Below are 19794 nucleotides of genomic sequence, written 5' to 3'. Positions count from 1 at the left end.
AAGCCTCTCTGGACTTCTTTTAAAAGGTGATTTATTGTTTTGGTGCAGTATCTTATTTTTCAAATATATCTCCGGATATTTTTTCACGGTCCGGAAGAATCAAGTTAAGAAGGATTCCGACGATGGCTGAAAGTGCCATTCCGGAAAGCGATACCGTTTCCGATAGTTGTACGAACGCTCCTCCGATTCCTAACACCAGGATGACTGAAGCTATCATCAGGTTTCTTTTCTTGTCAAAATCGACCTTATTATCAATCAGCATCCTTAATCCGCTTGATGCGATGATACCGAAGAGCAATATGGAAATGCCGCCCATCACCGCGCTGGGTATCGAGCTGATCACTGCTGAAATCTTACCGTTAAAGCCAAAGATGATTGCTGTTAATGCTGCCCCGCCGATGATATACACACTGTACGCCTTTGTCATCGTCAGGACCCCAATATTTTCACCATATGATGTCAGCGGAGGACCACCGATGAAGGAACCAATCATGATTCCTGCTCCATCTCCTAAAATCGAGCGATGCAAGCCGGGCTTTTCCAAAAAGTTTCTGCCGACTACTTTGCTCAGAACCATTTGGTGACCAATATGTTCTGATAAAGTTACGATGGCGACGGGTACCATGATGGCAATGACCTCCCATGAGAAGGTTGGTGTATAGGTTACATATGGCAACATGAAGTCAGGCATTTCCCACCATTGTGCTGACTTGATCGGTTCATAATCTATTATTCCTGCAACAGCCGAACAGGCGTAGCCCACTATGATTCCCATTAAAATCGGGATCAAGTTAATGAATCCTTTAAAGAACACGTTACAGATGATGGTTACCGCTAAAGTGATCAGCGCTATAACTATATATGTGACGCTGTATTTATCTTGCGGATCATACATTGCCATGTCCACGGCCGTTCCGGCAAGGCTTAATCCGATTACGATGATGACCGGGCCCACCACAACCGGAGGAAGTATATTCATTAACCAGCGCAATCCGACTTTTTGGATAATCAATGCTACTATCCCATATATGAACCCTGCTGCAAAACAGCCGATCATGGCCGCCTCCGGACCACCTAATGCCTTTGCCGCGATAATCGGCGTAATGAAAGCGAAAGATGACCCGAGATAAGCTGGTATCTGACCTTTGGTTATCAATAAGTATGAAAGTGTGCCCAACCCGCTTGAAACCAGCGCTACCGCTGGGCTTAACCCTACCAAGAATGGCACCAGCACCGTTGCACCGAACATGGCGAACAAATGCTGGATGCTTAACGTAATCCATTGGCCAGCCTTTGGAACGTCCTCAACATCCAGTACGATGTCTCTTTTCGTTTCTTCCATTTCCGTATCCCCCTCATGAAAATCCCATCAAAACTGCAAAAACCCTCTTTGCAGGTATACAAAGAGGGTTTCTCAGAAGGCGAATGCCTATGCTTAGGCATAGCTCTCCCGATTGACTCCCCTTTGCCAGCCTCTCTGGACTGTCTTTAAAAGGGTAATATGAAATTTTCATGTTGTTTAGTTTTCTAATATAGTAACTTGATCTATTTCATCTACTTCTGTTAATGTAACGGTAATTTTTTCAGATTGGGAAGTCGGAACGTTTTTGCCGACGAAATCCGCTCGAATCGGCAATTCCCTATGTCCCCTATCCACTAATACGGCAAGCTGGATCTGCGAAGGTCTTCCCAAATCCACCAGAGCATCCATTGCCGCTCTAACGGTTCTGCCTGTGAAAAGAACATCATCCACTAAAATCACTTTCTTGTCAGTGATATTGACCGGAATGTCTGAACCTTTTACGATGGGTTCCCCATCATTGGTCTTTTTCGAAAGGTCATCGCGATAAAGCGTAATATCCAGTTCACCCAGTTCTATTTCCTTGCCTTCTATTTGATTGATGCGCTTTGCAAGTCGGTCAGCGAGGAAAATCCCGCGTGTACGTATCCCGATTAAGACGCAATCTTCTATACCCTTATTTTTCTCAATAATTTCATGGGCAATTCTCGTCAAGGCTCTGCTAATGGCCTTCTCATCAAGTACTATGGCTTTCTCATTCAACACGTCGGCCACCCCGATTCCATTTTTCTGATAGGTCAATTTCAACAAAAAATCCTCATGCCAAGAAGGCATGAGGATTTTATCGCCATGGGCATAATTATCCCATTTTGCGTATCCGTTTCCTTCTCAGTCTCTCTGAACTGTGTTAAAGGTTCTTATTAAGTTGTTATTATAATATATCAGAAAAACGAATTTGTCAATCCTTACTTCTACGCAATTGATTAATTAGATTTTCTAACTCTTCCGGAATCGGAGCTTCGAATTCCATATACTCATTTGTACGAGGGTGAATGAAACCTAGAAGTCCGGCGTGCAATGCTTGTCCATCTAATTTCAGGGTCTTTTTCGGACCATATTTAGGATCACCCGCTAGCGGGAAGCCAATGTATTTCATGTGAACACGAATTTGATGTGTCCTTCCTGTTTCAAGCTGGCATTCCACTAAAGTGAAATCCTTGAAGCGTTCGATGACCCGGAAATGCGTGACAGCATTTTTGGCATTCGAATCTGTGACAGTCATGCTTTGGCGATCTTTTTTATCGCGGCCGATCGGAGCATCGATCGTTCCGAAGTCATGTGGGATCACACCATGAACTACAGCTTGATACTTACGGGTAACCGTTTTGTCCACAAGCTGCTGTACCAGTTTTTCATGTGCCATATCATTTTTGGCAACCATCAATAGACCTGAAGTATCTTTATCGATTCGATGGACGATTCCAGGCCGCATGACACCGTTGATTCCAGAAAGGTCCTTGCAGTGTGCCATCAATCCATTTACAAGCGTACCGGATACATGACCAGGTGCAGGATGGACGACCATACCGCTCGGTTTATTTACCACAAGTACATCTGCATCTTCATAATAGATATCCAAATCCATTTCCTCTGCTACCGCATCCAATTCCTCAAGTTCAGGAATCGTCACTTCGATTGTATCGCCAGGAACAGCTTTGTAATTCGTCTTTATCGCCGTGCCATTTACCAAAACATGATCATCCTTAATCCATTGCTGGACCTGAGTACGTGACCATTCCTCATTCAAAGTGGAAAGAGCCTTATCAATCCTGACTCCTTTTAGTGTTTCATCGATGCTGTATAACCTTTTATCCATTATCTTTCTCCTTAGCGTTTTTTTCTTCTAAAAACATATGAATCACGAGCAGTCCGACACCAATTGAAAGCGCAGCATCAGCAACATTAAATACCGGGAAACTGTAGCTGAAAATATAGGTATGAACGAAATCCACCACTTCCTGACGAACAACACGATCGATGAAATTACCAATCGCACCGCCTAGCATGAGAGCAAGTGCAGCTCCAAGCAAAACGCTTTCCTTCGCCATTTTCTGAATATAATAGACAAGTCCAATAATGACAGCGATGGTGATGATGTAGAAAAACCACATTTGACCTTGTAGAATTCCCCATGCTGCCCCACGATTACGATGCGAGGTGATATATAGAAGGTTTTCAATAATTTCAATGCTTTCTCCGTACTCCATTTTTTTCACAATCATCCATTTTGTCAGCTGATCGAGAGCTATGACCAAAAGGGCAATCAAATAATAAAACACATTTTTTCCCCCAAACTAATCAAATCTTCACTTTTGAATTGTAGCATAAACTAGAAATAATGACTAATCCGAAAAGCAGAATCTGCTGTCGGTACCTGAAGAATATAGGGCAGATTGAATAAAGGCAATTCCCTATTGAGGTTAAACACAAAAAAGCCGGTCCCTTCATGAAGGGACCGGCTTTCCTTTTTTGAATTATTGATTCACGAAATGCTCTTTCACGACTGTAGCACAACGCGGGCAAAGTGTCGGATGTTCTTCCACTTGACCTACTTCCTTCGAAACATTCCAGCAACGTTCACACGTTTCACCTTTTGCTTTTGTAACAAGGATCGCTATATCCTCAAGTTTAACCGCTTCTGCCGGGGCACTTGCCACATCACCAGCGATTTCGAATTCGGATACGATGAATAGCTGTTCAAAGCTTTCCTTGATGCCATCAAGCAGATTCTTCGTTTCTTCATTAACATAGACCATCACTTTAGCGTTCAGTGATTTTCCGATGACCTTCTGGTTACGGGCTTCTTCTAATGCTTTAAGTACATTATCACGGACATCCATGAACGCCGTCCATTTTTCTTCAATGACTTCAGCATCATCAATTGAAATTTCTTCAGGCATCAATGTCAGCTGTACACTTTCTTCCGTTACACCCGGAATGAACGCCCATACTTCATCAGCTGTATGCGAAAGGATCGGTGACACCAATTTCGTTAAGCTGACCAATGATTCGTAAAGGACCGTTTGAATAGCCAAACGCTCTTTACCATTTGGTGCTTCACAATAAAGAATGTCTTTTGCATAATCAAGGTAGAATGAACTTAAATCCTGTGTACAGAAATTATTGACCATATTATAAATTGTAGCAAACTCATAATTTTCATAACTTAACTTCGACTGTTTGATCAGTTTATTCAATTTAACCAGCATGTATCGATCGACTTCAGGCAATTCTTGAACTGCCACTTTATCGGTTTTTGGATTGAATCCATCCAAGTTCCCTAACAGGAAGCGGAATGTATTACGGATTTTACGATAAACTTCCGAAACTTGTTTTAAAATAGGATCGGAAACCCTGACATCCGATTGGTAATCCACCGAAGCTACCCAAAGGCGTAAGATATCTGCTCCAAGTTGGTTCATGACCTTTGATGGCAGCACAACGTTCCCAATTGACTTACTCATTTTACGGCCTTCTCCATCCAATGCGAACCCGTGGCTAAGTACACCTTTATATGGCGCTTTGCCTGTAACCGCAACACTTGTTGAAAGTGATGAGTTAAACCAGCCGCGATATTGATCGGAACCTTCTAAATAAAGGTCAGCAGGACGCTGCAAGTCATCTCTTTCTTCAAGTACCGCTTGATGGGAAGAACCGGAATCGAACCATACGTCCATGATATCCGTTTCTTTCGTGAAAATACCATTCGGGCTGCCTTCATGTGTATAGCCTTCAGGCAGAAGTTCTTTCGCTTCACGCTCAAACCAGATGTTTGAACCGTGTTCGCGGAATAGGTTTGAAATATGGTCGATGGTTTCATCCGTAATGATCGGCTCGCCATTTTCTGCATAAAACACTGGAATTGGCACGCCCCAAGCGCGTTGGCGGGAAATACACCAATCCCCGCGGTCACGAACCATATTGAATAGGCGCGTTTCGCCCCAAGCCGGTACCCATTTGGTTTCTTCAATCGCTTCCAGAAGCTCACTGCGGAAGTCTTTGATTGAAGCGAACCATTGTGCTGTTGCACGGAAGATCGTCGGCTTCTTCGTCCGCCAGTCATGTGGGTAAGAGTGCGTAATGAACGTCAAGTTCAATAACGCGCCTGCTTCAGTTAATTTTTCGGTAATTGGTTTATTCGCTTGATCATAAAATAATCCGGCAAATTCCCCTGCCTCTTCCGTCATGACTCCTTTTTCATCTACAGGACAAAGTACGTCCAAGCCATATTTTTGCCCAATGATAAAGTCATCTTCACCATGGCCAGGCGCCGTATGAACACAGCCCGTTCCAGCTTCAGTCGTTACGTGCTCACCTAACATCACTAAAGATTCGCGGTCATAAAGAGGATGTTTGGCAACAGCGCGGTCCAACTCGCTACCTTTTACCGTTTTTTCGATAGACGGGTTTTCCCAGCCTAATGTTTCCGTTACCGATTCAAGCAGTGCCTCAGCAAGTAAGAATTTTTCATTTTCGACAGCCACTACTACGTAATTTAATTGCGGATGCAATGAGATACCAAGATTGGCAGGAATCGTCCATGGAGTTGTCGTCCAGATGATGATTTTGACGCCTTCATCGATTACACCTTTGCCATCTGTGACTTCAAAAGCAACATAGATCGACGCAGAGCGTTTGTCTTGATATTCAATTTCAGCTTCGGCTAGCGCTGATTCACTTGAAGGGGACCAGTAAACAGGTTTTTTCCCTTTATAAATGTAGCCCTTTTTCGCCATTTCACCGAATACCTTGATTTGCTGCGCTTCATATTCAGGCTTTAATGTGATATAAGGATTATCCCAATCACCACGGACCCCTATTCTCTTAAACTGCTCACGTTGATTGTCAATCTGACCATAAGCATACTCTTCACAAAGCTTTCTGAATTCGGCAACGCTCATCTCTTTCCGTTTCACGCCTTTTTTTGTCAATGCCGTTTCGATTGGAAGACCATGCGTATCCCAGCCAGGTACATATGGTGCTTGAAAACCGCTCATCGATTTAAATCGGACAATGAAATCCTTTAAAACCTTATTCATTGCATGGCCCATATGGATATCGCCATTGGCATATGGAGGTCCATCATGCAAAATGAATAAAGGACGTCCTTCCGTTTGTTCTTGCACTTTTTTATAGATGTTCATTTCTTTCCATTTTTCTTGGATTTCCGGTTCACGTTTCGGTAAATTCCCCCGCATTGGAAATTCAGTTTTAGGCATCAATAAGGTATCTTTGTATTCCATCATAAAATCCTCCATCCGTCTTTTAAAAAAATTCATTCGAACCGATGACTTGATATCCGGCCAAAATAAAAAGCCCTCTCATCCCTGAAAAAGGGACGAGAAAGCTTTGCTTCCCGCGGTACCACCCTGGCTAGAAAGATCCACATAGTGAATCCAACCTCTCGAGCATTCGTAACGTGAATGAAACGCTTCATTTACTTGCTGCCTAGGCAGTTTCAACTCAGAACTCAAGGGTGATCTTCAATATCTTCGCTTATTCCGGGCTTTCACCATCCCCGGTTCGCTAAAAATAAGTGTGTGAAGAATTTACTTTCCCTGTCATCGTCTAATTTCATAATGAATAGTATTGTTAAAAAATTATATGCGAAAAAAGTGTTCAAAGTCAAGGAATCGTTTAAATTTCCTCTTCCACTCTCTCATTTAATTCTATTTCAGTCGCATCCACTTCATAATCCAGAAGATGATCCCAATCGTCATTATCCAGCAAATCCAGCTGTGCACCGACAAGCATTTTGAAACGTGTCCGGAATACTTTGGATTGCTTCTTCAAATCCTCAATATCCATCGCTATTTTCCTTGCTTTCACTAGTGACTCATTGACGATCCTGTCAGCATTTTTCTCTGCTTCCTTTATGATCAGTTTCGCTTCTTTTTGGGCATTGCGCCTTAATTCTTCGGCTGCTTCCTGAGCGACAATAATCGACTTGTTAAGTGTACCCTCAATTGTCGTAAAATGTCCCAAACGATCAAAAGTCTCGTTCAGTTTATCTTCAAGTTCTTTCTTCTCCCTCAAAATCAGTTCATAATCTTTAATGACCTGGTCGAGAAATTCATTTACTTCATCTTCATCATACCCACGAAATACTTTGTTAAATTCCTTGTTATGTATATCTATCGGGGTTAAGGGCATTACGGCACCTCCAGAACGGTTTCTACTCTAGTATGTTAAAACTCTATATTCGACAATAAATTTATAAATCCTGCTTTTTATTGAATTATTTTTGTCTGCCTAACGAGATTCTCCACTTATCCTTCTTGGTTTTCCCATCGATTGAAGCTATTTTACACCTGCCAAAACCTCTGATGGAAAGTGTGTCACCTTCACGGCATTCTTCCGAAACGTTTTCCGTCTGCTTGAAATTCACCTTTACTTTTCCTGACGTTATCAAGGCCTGCGTCTTTTGACGGGACATATTCAGGACGGACGATAGCACACTGTCAAGTCTAAGGGAACTGACGGTGGTTACTTGCTCTTCCCACTTTTCCTTAACTTGAACGATATTCTCGATTGGAAGCCGTTTGATGGAAACGGAAGCGTTACCTATTTTCTCAAGATTTCCAGTGAGATATGAATCCATCTCTTCGGCAGCTATAAATTGAATATGCTCCTCCGTCACTATTATATCACCAAATTTTTCACGCTTTACCCCAAGTGACATCAAGGTTCCAAGTATTTGCCTATGTTCAAGCGTTACAAATTTTTTTGGATAGGAGATATCGTATAAGGAGATATTGAAATCCGATGGATCAGGAGAGTAATAATCAGGATAAATAAGCACACGTTTTCGCTCTACGAAATCGCTTCCGCCATTGAATTGCAGTTTCACATCCGGATCATTCCCAATTAAGGAAGTAAGGATTTCCTGCTGACGCGGATCAAGAAAATCAGATAGTTTCGGAGCGTAGGAATTTTTAACCTGATCAATCCAATTCATAGCCTGGTCAATAAAATCTTTTTCCTCCGGCCTGAAATGCTGATAAATACTCATGATTGAATAAATGCTCCTTAGTTATCAAATTAATGGTCGACCATAAGGAATGAATTAAATTCATTCTGCGTTGCTACTACACAGCGGAGGATTTTCCGACTGTGTAGTAAGATGCATGTCAGGTTAATTGTCGATCATCCTATCAAAGTCTGTAAGTAATAGATCCCATAACCGCTGGCAAAATTAAGAACCAGCAAGGCCACAAGTGGTGAAAGATCGATCATGCCAAGCGTCGGAATGAACTTTCTGAACGGTTCTAAATATGGTTCGCAAATCTTTTCCAGAAATTGACCAATCGACGTCTCCCTTGCATTGGGGAACCATGACATCAATATGTAAACGATTAATGCCATTGAATAAATTTCAATTAAATAATATAAACCCTGAAGCACTAAACCCATTAACCATTACCACCTCGCTTCTTCGTACTCCTCTTCGGCGGCGAAGCCGGTAATATTACCGGAAACATCGACGTTGTCCGGGGTACATAAGAATATATCTGTTCCGATTTTTTGGATATCCCCGCTGATTGCATAGACAGTCCCACTTAGAAAATCGATGATTCGCTTTCCTTGGTCATGCTGGATTCGTTGAAGGTTCACGACTACAGCACGCCTGTTTTTTAAATGGTCAGCTACCTCCTGGGCTTCTGCATAAGCACGAGGCTCCAATAATACTACTTTAGAAGATTTCTGTACGCTTTGCAAACTTACGATATTCTGATTTGTATTATTCCCTGCAGAAGCTGACTGCTGCTGTTTAGCTGACTTCACGACTTTTGGTTCAGCCTCCTCTTCTTCCACTACTTCTTCCCTGTACTCATACTCATCATCCAGCGCGAAATAAGATTTAAATTTTGATACGAACGACATCTATTGCGTACCTCCTTAAAATTATTCGCCTACAAGTGCTGTACCAATCCTGATCATTGTAGCGCCTTCTTCAATGGCAATCATGAAATCATTGGACATTCCCATGGACAATTCAGTGCAGGGGGCATGCTTCAACGCTAAATTTTGTATTTCAACCTGGATGCCCTTCAGTTTCCGGAAGCATTCCCGCAAAACCTGTTCATCATCGGTCAATGGAGCCATCGTCATCAATCCTGCAACATTCACCTTATCTAAGTCGGATAACCCTTTTATGAAATCCATTGTCGCGTCAGGATCCAGACCATGTTTTGATTCCTCACCAGAAACATTCACCTGCACTAAACAGTTTATCGGCTCTTTTGCGCGCTTTTGAATTTCTTCTGCCAAAGAAATGCGATCCAATGAATGGATATACGAAATTTTATCGATGACATTCTTTACTTTGCGTGTTTGCATGGAACCAATATAATGCCAGGTGGGCTTGTCCTTGAGCACTTCATATTTAGTCAAAAGCCCTTCGTCACGGTTTTCACCCAAATCGAGTATTCCCGCTTCCAAAGCTTCATTCGCTCTCTCGACCGAAACATATTTCGTTACTGCGATCAACTTTATCGCTTCGCGGTCCCTTCCACTATTTTCACATGCTCTATTTATTTTTTCTTCGATGTTTTTTAAATTGTCCACTACTTTCACTATTACTCTAAATCCTCCTTCCAACCGATAAAGCTCATCAATCTGCCTGTCTTCCCGTTATCACGGCGATGTGAAAAAAACAATTCATGATCACAGCTTGTACAGTATGATGTAACGTCGATCTGACTTTTTGGAATTCCTGATTTTTGAAGAATCAATGCATTAAGTTGCTTAAGGTCTAACTGATATTGTCCTTCACTGATTAAATTATAGGGCTTTTCGTCAATATCTACCAGCAAATTCTGCACTAAATCCATGACATAATCATCAACTACATAGCATTTCGAACAAATAGACGGTCCAATAACAGCAAATATCTCACTTGCTTTTATACCCTCACTACGCCAAGCCTCAACCATTTTTCGTGCAATTCCATTAACGGTACCCTTCCAGCCAGCATGTGCCACCCCAATCATACCATGCGCCGGAGCAAGAAAGTATAAGGGCACGCAGTCTGCATAGCATAGGGTCAAGAGAGCGTTTTGGTCCTTCGTATAGAAGCCGTCAGTCGCTTTAAAGGCAGAATCATAATCCATAGCACCTCTCCCGCCATCACGGCTGGTAACTTGACGGATTTTCGTTTCATGTGTCTGCTCGGCACCTATCCATTCATTAAGCGGAAACATCAGCTTATCAGCTATGATCCTGCGGTTTCCCTGGACATCTTCAAGTTTATCACCGACATGAAAACCGGTATTCAATGTTTGAAAATCACCTGTACTGACTCCCCCATTTTTTGTGGTGAAGCCCGCTACGAGCTGGAGATTTTTTTGTCTCCAGCTGTCAATGAGCATATATTGATCTTTTATTAAAACAAATGGCTCTTTCATGCTATAAACCTCTTTATTTTTAGTCTAGTGTATCATATATTTGCGCCATGCACCTTAAAACCGTTCATCTTTCAGTTCTGCTTGAAATACCGTCTGATGTTCAACAAGTATGACATCTGCACCGATTTTTTTTATTTTGCGCCACGGAATCACAATATCCTGATCCCTGCCAAAAAAACCCATCAACCTGGTTCCATTCGAAACGACGATGGCCTCTATTTTCCCCGTGGCCGTATTGATTTCAAGATCTGACATATTACCTAATTTCTTACCATCCGCTATATTGACGATATCCTTAATTTGAAATTCGGAAATCCTGGTCACATCACTCAGCTCCTCAAAATTTCATCATAGATGAAGGTCCTATTCCTATGTATATGACATGATGCGCTCAAGGATGAAGAATACGATAAATAAACGTCCATTCGATTCACGGAAGGGCTTTTCTACAAAATAAAAAAGCCGCTATGGATAAGTAGCTGATAAGCGGGTATCGACATTTTTGCCCTACCCGCTTCAGCTAACTACTTCTCATGCTCAGCTTCTACTGTTGGATATTTTTATTCATTTGCTTGATTGCCGCTTTTTCCAATCGGGAGACCTGTGCTTGTGAAATGCCGATTTCCTCGGCTACCTCCATTTGCGTCTTCCCTTGGAAAAACCGTTTACGAAGGATCATTTTTTCCCGGTCATTCAACCGTCTCATGCCTTCATTTATAGCTATTTCATCAATCCAGGTACTATCTTTATTTTTTTCATCACTCAGTTGGTCGAGTACATAAATCGGATCCCCGCCATCATTATAAATCGGTTCAAAAAGTGAAACTGGATCTTGTATAGCATCTAGTGCAAAAACAATTTCTTCATGAGGTACTTCCAACACCTTGGCGATTTCTTCAGCTGTCGGCTCACGAAGGGTCTGGCTTATGAGCTTCTCTTTTACCTGCAAAGCTTTGTAAGCGATGTCTCTTAAAGAACGGGATACCCGAATTGGATTATTGTCACGAAGATATCTTCTGATTTCTCCAATAATCATCGGTACAGCATACGTTGAAAACTTAACATTTTGACCTAGGTCAAAGTTATCTATCGACTTCATCAACCCTATACAGCCTACCTGAAATAGATCATCTACATACTCTCCCCGATTGTTGAAGCGTTGAATGACGCTTAGAACGAGTCGAAGATTCCCGTTTACCAGTTTCTCTCTTGCTGAAATATCGCCATCTTGCAGTTCTTTAAAGAGTTTTCTCATTTCTTCATTCTTTAAAACCGGTAATTTTGATGTATCCACACCGCAGATTTCAACCTTATTACGAGACAAAATTATTCCCTCCTCACAGGAGCGCTGTACAAAAAACAGTATCTCCGCGGGAGGAAAAAATATGCACATGGCTAGAACAGAAATCCGCCATTATTTTTCAATATAGCTACCAAAGTATTGATTTGATTGACATTTAAGCAAAATTATTTTTTTACACCATTTTATTAAATTCTTTACGAAGCCTCTTAATAATCCTTTTTTCCAAACGCGAAATGTAAGATTGGGAAATCCCCAGCATGTCGGCAACGTCCTTTTGGGTTTTTTCTTCTCCGCCCGCAAGTCCAAAACGGAGTTCCATTATCTGTTTTTCACGTTCGGATAACTGTGTAAGTGCTTTTGTCAGCAGCTTACGGTCAACGTTTGCCTCAAGATCTTTCGTGATAATGTCATCGTCCGTTCCAAGTACATCGGATAACAGAAGTTCATTCCCATCCCAATCAATATTCAAAGGTTCATCAAAAGAAACTTCAGAACGGATTTTGTTATTTCTGCGTAAATACATTAATATTTCATTCTCGATGCATCTCGAAGCATATGTAGCCAGTTTTATTTTCTTCTCAGGATTGAATGTATTCACAGCTTTGATTAAACCTATGGTACCAATGCTGATTAAATCTTCAATATTGATGCCGGTGTTTTCGAATTTCCTGGCAATATAAACCACCAGCCTTAAATTACGTTCAATCAAGATCGAGCGTGCAGCTTCATCGCCATTGGGTAATTTATTGATCAGTATTGCCTCTTCTTCCTTTGAAAGGGGAGGCGGCAGTGCCTCACTCCCTCCTATATAAAATATTTCGTCCGTTTTCAATCCGAGCTTGAACAATAGTTTGTACCAAAAATAAGTGAGCCGAAGAATGAATTTCTTCAAAATAATTCTCCCTTCTAATAAACGGATTATGGGTCAAATTTAAGAGTGAATCGATGGTTCAGGAGGCATTTTGCACCGGTATCCCGGTTAACATTTTCGGGTGAACGATAGATTGATAGCTATTGTCTGGAGAGAGTTGCTGAAAGGTAAACGAAACGAGACCCTGCTTGACGTGAAATTCCTTTTCTCCTTGAACGATTTTGATGTAATCCGGTTTGATTGCGGTTAACAGCTGATGTTCATGACCCACGACTTTATAAGGGATGACACGCATTCTTCCTGTCCATGAATATTCGGGCTGCTCTTCCTGACTAATCAGGTTATCAGGGTTTTTAAAAAGCTCCAGCATATCGTCCGGAATTCCTGCTTCCCCGCCAGAAAGAGAGATGATCATTACTGGGGAACGTGTAATCGGGTCATATAGTTGATTGCCGCTATCCACCAATCCATGAAATTTTCCTTCGAAGTCAGAAATTTTAACCGAGACCGAAACCATTTGTTCATGTGTAAGTTTTGTCATCTCCATTCCTTCAAGTGTCCGCTTGGAAAATTGCCATGCGAGCGGGAACCCGATCATTACGAATATCCAGCTGACAGGATCCCCAAAACGGTTGATTCCTGCATATTGACCAGGGTCCTTTGACACGATTTGGAATTCAAATAGGTAATGTAGTCCCAGAAGGATTCCTCCCGATAAAAACGTCACGAAATATAAAGTGGCCACCGATTTCATGAAAAGTTTTAACCTATTAAACCCAAAGGTTGCCAGCACCATGACCAGGGATACTAAAATCTTCATATACACTCGGTCGGCAATTGCATAAAAAGGAGTGAATGCCAATACGATAATGAAGGAACCAATCAGCCCGCCGATGCATACCCGCCAAAGAGCTACCCTTCGTTTGAGAATAATTGCGGTCCAATATAAAAGGAGGCAGTCAAATAACCAATTCAACAACCAGATCACATCTAAATATAAAGTCAAAAACCCTCCCCTCCTTTTATGAACTAACCTTCCACTAGCAAAAAGTATAGCGTACCTGCCCTTAGAAAGTGTGTCACTTTTTGTACTGAAAACTTAAGAGTTTTTCAGTCATTTTTACCCTTTTTGTAGAAAAACAGCTATTGATATTTTCATTACAGTCATGGAGACTATCCTGCTCCCTTTTACTTCTGTCGATTTATGTTATAAAAGTTTAATAATTTATTGCTCTCATCTTTTTGGATTCCTTCTGCCAAGGCAATCCGTCAGATACCGCTGAGTGACATGCAGGCAGGAACAAAGATACTATTATGCAGATTGCGCCCTGCACTTCGGTCAGAGTGATAAAGCTGAAGAATGCCCCCATTATGATTGGACACTACTGCTTTTAAGGAATTCATTTAAACGACAAAAAACCGTCCCCAAATGGGGACGGCATGTGACGTCGATATTAACGGCGTCTATTACGGTTACGGAGGAATGTTGGAATATCCAAGGCCTCATCACCTTGATTTGCATTACGTGCAGGCTGTTCATTGACTTCTTCCCTTTTCACTTCCCGCTTCACGTTTTGCTGTGGCGTTTGTTGTTGTGTCTGAGGTCTTGATTGCTGCTGTTGTCCGAGTGTTGGACGTCCAGTAGGCCGTATTGAAGCTTCAACCTCGTTAAAGCCTGTTGCAATTACCGTAACGACGATTTCATCTTTTAAGTTTTCATTGATAACCGAACCAAAGATCATGTTTACGTCTTGATCGGATGCAGTAGCCACGATATCGGCCGCTTCCTGGACTTCAAATAGACTTAGGTTCGTACCACCGGTAATATTCATCAGTACGCCTTGGGCACCATCAATCGATGTTTCAAGCAACGGACTGGAAATGGCTTTTTTCGCCGCTTCCGCCGCACGGTTTTCCCCTGATGAGATCCCGATTCCCATAAGTGCGGAACCTTTGTTGGACATGATGGTCTTCACATCGGCAAAGTCCAAGTTAATTAGACCTGGAACAGCAATTAGATCTGAAATCCCTTGTACACCTTGACGAAGCACATTATCTGCTTCACGGAATGCTTCAAGCATTGGCGTGCTTTTATCGACGATTTCAAGGAGGCGGTCGTTTGGAATGACGATCAGTGTGTCAACCGATTCCTTCATGGATGAAATGCCGCCTTGTGCCTGTGTTGCACGTTTTCGGCCTTCGAAGGTAAATGGACGCGTAACTACGCCCACTGTAAGTGCTCCTAGATCTTTAGCAATGCCCGCTATGACAGGAGCAGCCCCCGTTCCCGTACCGCCGCCCATTCCAGCCGTTACGAATACCATATCGGCACCTTTAAGCGCTTCTTCGATCTGCTCTTTGCTTTCTTCTGCAGCTTTTTTTCCTACCTCGGGATTGGCACCTGCACCCAAACCGCGTGTAAGCTTTCCACCGATTTGCATTTTGATTTCTGCTTTTGATAGATTAAGAGCCTGTGCATCAGTATTGACAGAAATAAACTCAACACCCTGTACTCCATGCTCGATCATTCTGTTTACCGCATTGTTTCCGCCGCCGCCAACACCTATTACTTTTATCGTTGCTAATTGTTCTAGATTAGAATCAAACTCCAACATGACAATCCTCCTATTTTGACGAAATTCCCGATTCTTAATGATTGTTATTCAAAAAAGTAACCTAGGATTTTTTTGAATTTAGATTCACCTTTTTCACCTTGTTTTTTAGCCGTGTTCTCTTTGTTTTTCTGAGAAACCTTCTGGCTGCGCTGGTCGTTATCTTCTTGTGCTTGTCCAGCTGCTACAGGAGTTTTATTAGCGGTGTTTTTTTGCATTCTCTCTTTCTTGCATGCGTGTTTAATCAAACCAACAGCCGTGGTGTATTGGGGTTCCCTAACACCGATGTAATTGGGTTCAGCTGTCCTTACTCGGTTTTGGAATACATATTGAGCTAGCTCCAGGACACCCGGCATCTTGACGACGCCCCCGGTCAACACGAAACCACCCGGTATATCCTGGAAGCCAAGTCTCTTCAAATCATCTTGAATCAACTCGAATATTTCGGTCACCCGCGCTTCAATGATATCCGAAAGCATTAACTGGTTGCAGGTCTGTTGCTGATCGCTGCCGATGATCGGTATTTGGAATACTTCATCTTCAGACGCGTCATCATAAAAGGCATGTCCATGCTTTACTTTTATTTTCTCAGCTTCTTCCATCGTCGTCCTTAGAACGATGGAAAGGTCTTTCGTAAGTGTTTCCCCGCCTATAGGTATCACAGACGTATATTGTAAATAGCCTTGTTCGAAAATTGCCAGAGTCGTGGAACCTCCGCCAATATCGACAAGTGCCACACCAAGTTCTTTTTCATCCTTGGATAAAACAAGGGAACCTGCGGCTAAAGGCTGAAGGGCGATATCGGTTATTTCCAATCCTGCCCTTTCCACACAGCGCAGCGTATTATGTAAAATTGTCCGAAGACCTGTGATTAAAATCCCTCTCATTTCCAACCGGACACCTATCATGCCCCGTGGATCACTGATTTCATCAAGTTCATCAACTTTGTAGTGAATCGGCACCACGTCGATGATTTCCCTGTCGGATGGTATCGTTATTAACTCCGCTGCTTCCCTGACACGGAAAACGTCATGCTCGGTAATCTCTTTATTGTCACTGGATACCGCTACTACCCCATGACACGGCTGAAGCGTCACATGATTTCCGCTTATGCCGACGATTACCTTTGTTATCTCCATCCCTATCATCCGTTCTGCTTGCTCTATAGCCTTTTGAATGGATTGGACGGTTTCATCTATACCGACGATCGAACCCTTTTTGAGCCCTTCTGATTTAACATTTCCTACACCGATTATATTTAATGTGTCATTGACCATTTCCCCAATGATAACTTTTACACTGGATGTACCGATGTCAAGACTTACGTATATTTCGTTGCTGTTCATTCCATGGCACCTCCTTCAGTTTTATACATGTATTAGTAGAATAACATTTTTATATCGAAGACTTATACATTATAGAATAACAGAACTGTTTACAACAACTGACGAATTACATAGATAAGCGTTTCATTTTGTATTTCCCGAACAAAACTCGTACTTTATGGTGCATATTGTTCGCTTCTCTACGAGACTGATTTACTAAAAAAACTAGATACTGCCATAAACTATTCGTCATTTATAACTTAATTCCCTTTAAAATTATAGATTTTTTTTCTGCTTTTTCCGGGAAATGGACCATTTTTCAATCAGGATCCTTCTAATCAGGGCAATATTTTGAAAGAGCCTGACACCGAATACAAAGATTGCGGCTAAATATAAGTCTACACCAAGATGTACACCTAGAAAAGCCAAACCTGCGGCTAAAATAATATTAAAGAAGAATCCTGTTACAAATACAACTTCATCATAAAGATTTTGCAAATGAGCCCGTATTCCCCCAAATAAGGTATCAAAAGCAGCAAGCACGGCTATGGAGAGATAATTTGAATATTCATGGGGAATATCAAAATCCACCAAAAAACCAAGGGTGATTCCAATCAACAGACCAAAAACTGAAAGCCACATCACGATTCCCCCCCATCCATAATGGGTTCCATATGTTCCACGTTAATAGCATTTTGGTAAGCCGGCAATGTCAACTCGCCGGAAGGCACCTTAATCTGCACTTCAAAATTGTCTATAAAGAAATCATCCATAAGTTCGGAACCTTCAATGCGCTGCTTCAGTCTCTTTGGATTCACGGTTATTGCCTGCAGTTCGACCGGGTAATGAACAAGAGGATATCCGTCCATTTTCGGCTGCCCATTAATATCACGAATAACCGATGTTGATATATACCTTTGTCCTGAAATGGAAATTTCGTCAGCGCCATACCTATACATTTCATTAATGAGCCGAATGATCAATACTGGTGAAATATACTCGACCTTCTCACCAAGAAGGATATCGGCTTTGATAGGCTGTATGGAAATGATGACCCCTTTACCTTTTATTTCCGTCAAACCTGCGTCAGTCTTCAATTCGATCAGGGTGTCACGCAAGACTTCTTCCTTACTCTCATTTTTCTTTGTTTCATAAGATGCTATTTTTCCCTCAAGCTTACTGATACCCTCTATTAATTCCGCCTGGGTCTGCTGTTCTTTCAATAAATCATTTTTCAGTTCCCACATATCCCTTGTATCGGATACGACAGGCTGATTCACCAAATTGAATTGAATAGCGAGCATGAAGCCAGCAATCAACGTAACCAAACTAAAAGAAAGCTTTTTTTTCATTTCCAGTTTCTCACCAATCTTTCATCGAATCCGGCGGTCACGATCACCCTCCAATAATTGGATCAAAAATGATATTCTTTTGCTTTTCCACTGTAAAGATAATATTCTCATTAACCAGCTGTTCCTTGATGCCACCCGGTAAATCCAGTGAAGCACCCAGGACTTCCGGGTCCCCTATCGCAGATATGATGAAGGGAGCAGGATGCTGATGGCCATCGATTGTAATCACAGGCCCATTACAGATTATGTATGAATCATGATTTAACCTTTGACCGTTAATCGCAACAGCCTCTGCACCTGATATGTATAGTTCATTGACGACCTTGAAGACATGCTGTTCATGAACGAGGTAGTTATTAACATTGGCTTCCGACTCCATATCTGTACCATCTTCAAGCGTCACCTGAAGGCCTGAGCCTTTCACCTTCACTTTTCCGAGAAACATTCGGTATTTTTCCGTATCCTTTGCCAAATTGAAAAAAAGCTGTTTTTCCTGCGCTAGGTCCTTTTCTATTTGGGACACATTTTCCTGCTTCTGAAGGAGTTCCTTCTGAAGTTCCCGATTCTGTTTCTCTTGTTCGATCAGCTGCTGCCTGAGCTCATATTCCTGGTCCCAGTCTTTGCCCTTCCCTGCACCTTCACCATCTTTGGTCAAATTGTAAGAGAAGGCAATCATGAATCCGAGAACCACGCAAACCAGGGGCAAAACCACCCGTTTGCCATTAATTTTCCTCATTGGTGTCTTCCTTTTGTTCAGCGTCTTCATATGCTTTAAAATAAGAACCCACTTCCAGATCGATGACTCCCTTTACCTCTGGATCCAACTGGCTGACTATCGATGGATAGTGAATCATTTTCTCGTATAAAGTACGGCTTGTCGCACTTACTTCAAACCCATCGTTCATATACATGACGATATGATAGTCATCGGTTTTGGTTGGAGAATAATGAATTTCTGAAATGGCATTCTGAATCTCGACAGGAAGCTTGTCCAGCTCTTCTAAAAGCAACTTTAATGCTTTACCCTCTTTGAAACCAATTAAAACAGGGGCAAATACTGGAATTTCGCCTGTTGCTAGCTCCTCTAAAACGGACCCGTTTTCCAAAATGGGTGCAAACTTCCCATTATTGGACAGATATGCCATCCTGTTATGTTCCGAAACCGTGATTTTAATGGAATTGGGAAATACCGGAGTCACCTTAACGCTTTTTATTTCTTGATTTTTTTTGATATTGGCTGCTGCTGCCCCTGTATCAACCTTCCAGATGCTTCGATCCTTCTTCACCTTACTCAATTTAATGATCTGTTTGGAAGTAATATAACGATTCCCCTCTACCTGCACGGATTTCACATAGCTCAACGGGGATAAGAAATATAGCACACAAGCAACCAGAATGAAGAAAAGGGAAAGCAAAAGAACAAGCCGCCTGTTTGCTTTGCTTTTTCTTAATTGTTTTAATTTCGGGATGCGGTCCTCAATGGAAACGATTTTCCCCTTTTCCATCCCCTTCACCTCTTCCTGAAAAAATGGATGGTTCTTGAAAGTGTGAAATCAAAGACAAA

The 19794-nt window shown here is 41.9% G+C and carries 21 protein-coding genes; all 21 read right to left on the bottom strand.

Features of this window, described 5'->3' with window-relative positions; all coding sequences use genetic code 11:
- Positions 1-52: 52 nt before the first annotated feature.
- Positions 53-1342, bottom strand: a complete 1290-nt coding sequence (locus ACIROD_RS14570) for a solute carrier family 23 protein (protein ID WP_101224597.1) — start codon at positions 1340-1342, stop codon at positions 53-55.
- 177 nt (positions 1343-1519) lie between these two features.
- Positions 1520-2062: a bifunctional pyr operon transcriptional regulator/uracil phosphoribosyltransferase PyrR gene (pyrR, locus tag ACIROD_RS14565; RefSeq protein WP_230177693.1), complete on the bottom strand. Its 543-nt coding sequence runs from the start codon at positions 2060-2062 to the stop codon at positions 1520-1522.
- 196 nt (positions 2063-2258) lie between these two features.
- On the bottom strand, positions 2259-3176 hold the full coding sequence (locus ACIROD_RS14560; protein ID WP_402941751.1) for an RluA family pseudouridine synthase: 918 nt from the start codon (positions 3174-3176) through the stop codon (positions 2259-2261).
- Positions 3169-3639: a signal peptidase II gene (lspA, locus tag ACIROD_RS14555; RefSeq protein ID WP_101224594.1), complete on the bottom strand. Its 471-nt coding sequence runs from the start codon at positions 3637-3639 to the stop codon at positions 3169-3171. Before lspA ends, ACIROD_RS14560 begins: the two co-directional genes overlap by 8 nt.
- A gap of 195 nt (positions 3640-3834) precedes the next feature.
- The gene (ileS, locus tag ACIROD_RS14550; protein ID WP_402941749.1) at positions 3835-6603 is read right to left on the bottom strand and encodes an isoleucine--tRNA ligase; all 2769 of its coding nucleotides are present in this window, start codon (positions 6601-6603) and stop codon (positions 3835-3837) included.
- A 394-nt stretch (positions 6604-6997) separates the two neighbouring features.
- Positions 6998-7513, bottom strand: coding sequence for a DivIVA domain-containing protein (locus tag ACIROD_RS14545; protein ID WP_034313857.1), 516 nt, complete (start codon positions 7511-7513; stop codon positions 6998-7000).
- A gap of 85 nt (positions 7514-7598) precedes the next feature.
- A complete protein-coding gene (locus ACIROD_RS14540; protein ID WP_101224592.1) occupies positions 7599-8372 on the bottom strand; it encodes a YlmH family RNA-binding protein in 774 nt (257 codons plus the stop codon).
- A gap of 134 nt (positions 8373-8506) precedes the next feature.
- Positions 8507-8773 (bottom strand): YggT family protein, encoded by a 267-nt coding sequence (locus tag ACIROD_RS14535; protein ID WP_101224591.1) that lies wholly within the window; start codon positions 8771-8773, stop codon positions 8507-8509.
- A gap of 6 nt (positions 8774-8779) precedes the next feature.
- On the bottom strand, positions 8780-9244 hold the full coding sequence (locus ACIROD_RS14530) for a cell division protein SepF (protein WP_057278438.1): 465 nt from the start codon (positions 9242-9244) through the stop codon (positions 8780-8782).
- Positions 9245-9265: 21 nt separating this feature from the next.
- Positions 9266-9937: a YggS family pyridoxal phosphate-dependent enzyme gene (locus ACIROD_RS14525; RefSeq protein WP_402941746.1), complete on the bottom strand. Its 672-nt coding sequence runs from the start codon at positions 9935-9937 to the stop codon at positions 9266-9268.
- Between the two features lie 2 nt (positions 9938-9939).
- A complete protein-coding gene (pgeF, locus tag ACIROD_RS14520) occupies positions 9940-10767 on the bottom strand; it encodes a peptidoglycan editing factor PgeF (RefSeq protein ID WP_402941744.1) in 828 nt (275 codons plus the stop codon).
- 54 nt (positions 10768-10821) lie between these two features.
- Complete coding sequence (locus ACIROD_RS14515; protein WP_101224588.1) at positions 10822-11091, bottom strand: YlmC/YmxH family sporulation protein; 270 nt, start codon at positions 11089-11091, stop codon at positions 10822-10824.
- Positions 11092-11311: 220 nt separating this feature from the next.
- Positions 11312-12091 (bottom strand): RNA polymerase sporulation sigma factor SigG, encoded by a 780-nt coding sequence (gene sigG, locus ACIROD_RS14510; protein WP_034313871.1) that lies wholly within the window; start codon positions 12089-12091, stop codon positions 11312-11314.
- 151 nt (positions 12092-12242) lie between these two features.
- Positions 12243-12962, bottom strand: a complete 720-nt coding sequence (sigE, locus tag ACIROD_RS14505) for an RNA polymerase sporulation sigma factor SigE (protein WP_034313874.1) — start codon at positions 12960-12962, stop codon at positions 12243-12245.
- Positions 12963-13020: 58 nt separating this feature from the next.
- Positions 13021-13947, bottom strand: a complete 927-nt coding sequence (gene spoIIGA / locus ACIROD_RS14500; protein ID WP_101224587.1) for a sigma-E processing peptidase SpoIIGA — start codon at positions 13945-13947, stop codon at positions 13021-13023.
- Between the two features lie 448 nt (positions 13948-14395).
- The gene (gene ftsZ / locus ACIROD_RS14495) at positions 14396-15556 is read right to left on the bottom strand and encodes a cell division protein FtsZ (protein WP_230177549.1); all 1161 of its coding nucleotides are present in this window, start codon (positions 15554-15556) and stop codon (positions 14396-14398) included.
- Positions 15557-15600: 44 nt separating this feature from the next.
- A complete protein-coding gene (gene ftsA / locus ACIROD_RS14490; protein WP_034313882.1) occupies positions 15601-16899 on the bottom strand; it encodes a cell division protein FtsA in 1299 nt (432 codons plus the stop codon).
- Between the two features lie 255 nt (positions 16900-17154).
- Entirely contained in the window at positions 17155-17520 is a 366-nt protein-coding gene (locus ACIROD_RS14485) for a small basic family protein (protein ID WP_034313884.1), read from the bottom strand.
- On the bottom strand, positions 17520-18230 hold the full coding sequence (locus ACIROD_RS14480) for a DUF881 domain-containing protein (RefSeq protein ID WP_402941740.1): 711 nt from the start codon (positions 18228-18230) through the stop codon (positions 17520-17522). The genes ACIROD_RS14485 and ACIROD_RS14480 overlap by 1 nt, the downstream gene beginning before the upstream one ends.
- Before the next feature lie 43 nt (positions 18231-18273).
- Entirely contained in the window at positions 18274-18966 is a 693-nt protein-coding gene (locus ACIROD_RS14475) for a DUF881 domain-containing protein (protein ID WP_402941738.1), read from the bottom strand.
- Positions 18953-19735 (bottom strand): cell division protein FtsQ/DivIB, encoded by a 783-nt coding sequence (locus ACIROD_RS14470; protein ID WP_402941737.1) that lies wholly within the window; start codon positions 19733-19735, stop codon positions 18953-18955. Before ACIROD_RS14470 ends, ACIROD_RS14475 begins: the two co-directional genes overlap by 14 nt.
- Positions 19736-19794 lie beyond the last annotated feature (59 nt).

It is taken from the genome of Peribacillus sp. NPDC101481 (assembly GCF_044767165.1).
Classification (GTDB): Bacteria; Bacillota; Bacilli; order Bacillales; family DSM-1321; genus Peribacillus.
Note: the sequence above shows the minus strand (reverse complement) of the source record. Positions and strands in the feature narration are given on the sequence as shown.

What these genes read in the sequence shown, in the direction of transcription:
- ACIROD_RS14470 (WP_402941737.1), bottom strand. Translation starts at nt 19,735, where the DNA reads ATGGAAAAGGGGAAAATCGTTTCCATTGAGGACCGCATCCCGAAATTA.
- pgeF (WP_402941744.1), bottom strand. Translation starts at nt 10,767, where the DNA reads ATGAAAGAGCCATTTGTTTTAATAAAAGATCAATATATGCTCATTGAC.
- ACIROD_RS14475 (WP_402941738.1), bottom strand. Translation starts at nt 18,966, where the DNA reads ATGAGGAAAATTAATGGCAAACGGGTGGTTTTGCCCCTGGTTTGCGTG.
- ACIROD_RS14545 (WP_034313857.1), bottom strand. Translation starts at nt 7,513, where the DNA reads ATGCCCTTAACCCCGATAGATATACATAACAAGGAATTTAACAAAGTA.
- ACIROD_RS14540 (WP_101224592.1), bottom strand. Translation starts at nt 8,372, where the DNA reads ATGAGTATTTATCAGCATTTCAGGCCGGAGGAAAAAGATTTTATTGAC.
- ACIROD_RS14560 (WP_402941751.1), bottom strand. Translation starts at nt 3,176, where the DNA reads ATGGATAAAAGGTTATACAGCATCGATGAAACACTAAAAGGAGTCAGG.
- ftsA (WP_034313882.1), bottom strand. Translation starts at nt 16,899, where the DNA reads ATGAACAGCAACGAAATATACGTAAGTCTTGACATCGGTACATCCAGT.
- ACIROD_RS14480 (WP_402941740.1), bottom strand. Translation starts at nt 18,230, where the DNA reads ATGAAAAAAAAGCTTTCTTTTAGTTTGGTTACGTTGATTGCTGGCTTC.
- ACIROD_RS14530 (WP_057278438.1), bottom strand. Translation starts at nt 9,244, where the DNA reads ATGTCGTTCGTATCAAAATTTAAATCTTATTTCGCGCTGGATGATGAG.
- ACIROD_RS14570 (WP_101224597.1), bottom strand. Translation starts at nt 1,342, where the DNA reads ATGGAAGAAACGAAAAGAGACATCGTACTGGATGTTGAGGACGTTCCA.
- ileS (WP_402941749.1), bottom strand. Translation starts at nt 6,603, where the DNA reads ATGGAATACAAAGATACCTTATTGATGCCTAAAACTGAATTTCCAATG.
- ACIROD_RS14485 (WP_034313884.1), bottom strand. Translation starts at nt 17,520, where the DNA reads ATGTGGCTTTCAGTTTTTGGTCTGTTGATTGGAATCACCCTTGGTTTT.
- ftsZ (WP_230177549.1), bottom strand. Translation starts at nt 15,556, where the DNA reads ATGTTGGAGTTTGATTCTAATCTAGAACAATTAGCAACGATAAAAGTA.
- ACIROD_RS14535 (WP_101224591.1), bottom strand. Translation starts at nt 8,773, where the DNA reads ATGGGTTTAGTGCTTCAGGGTTTATATTATTTAATTGAAATTTATTCA.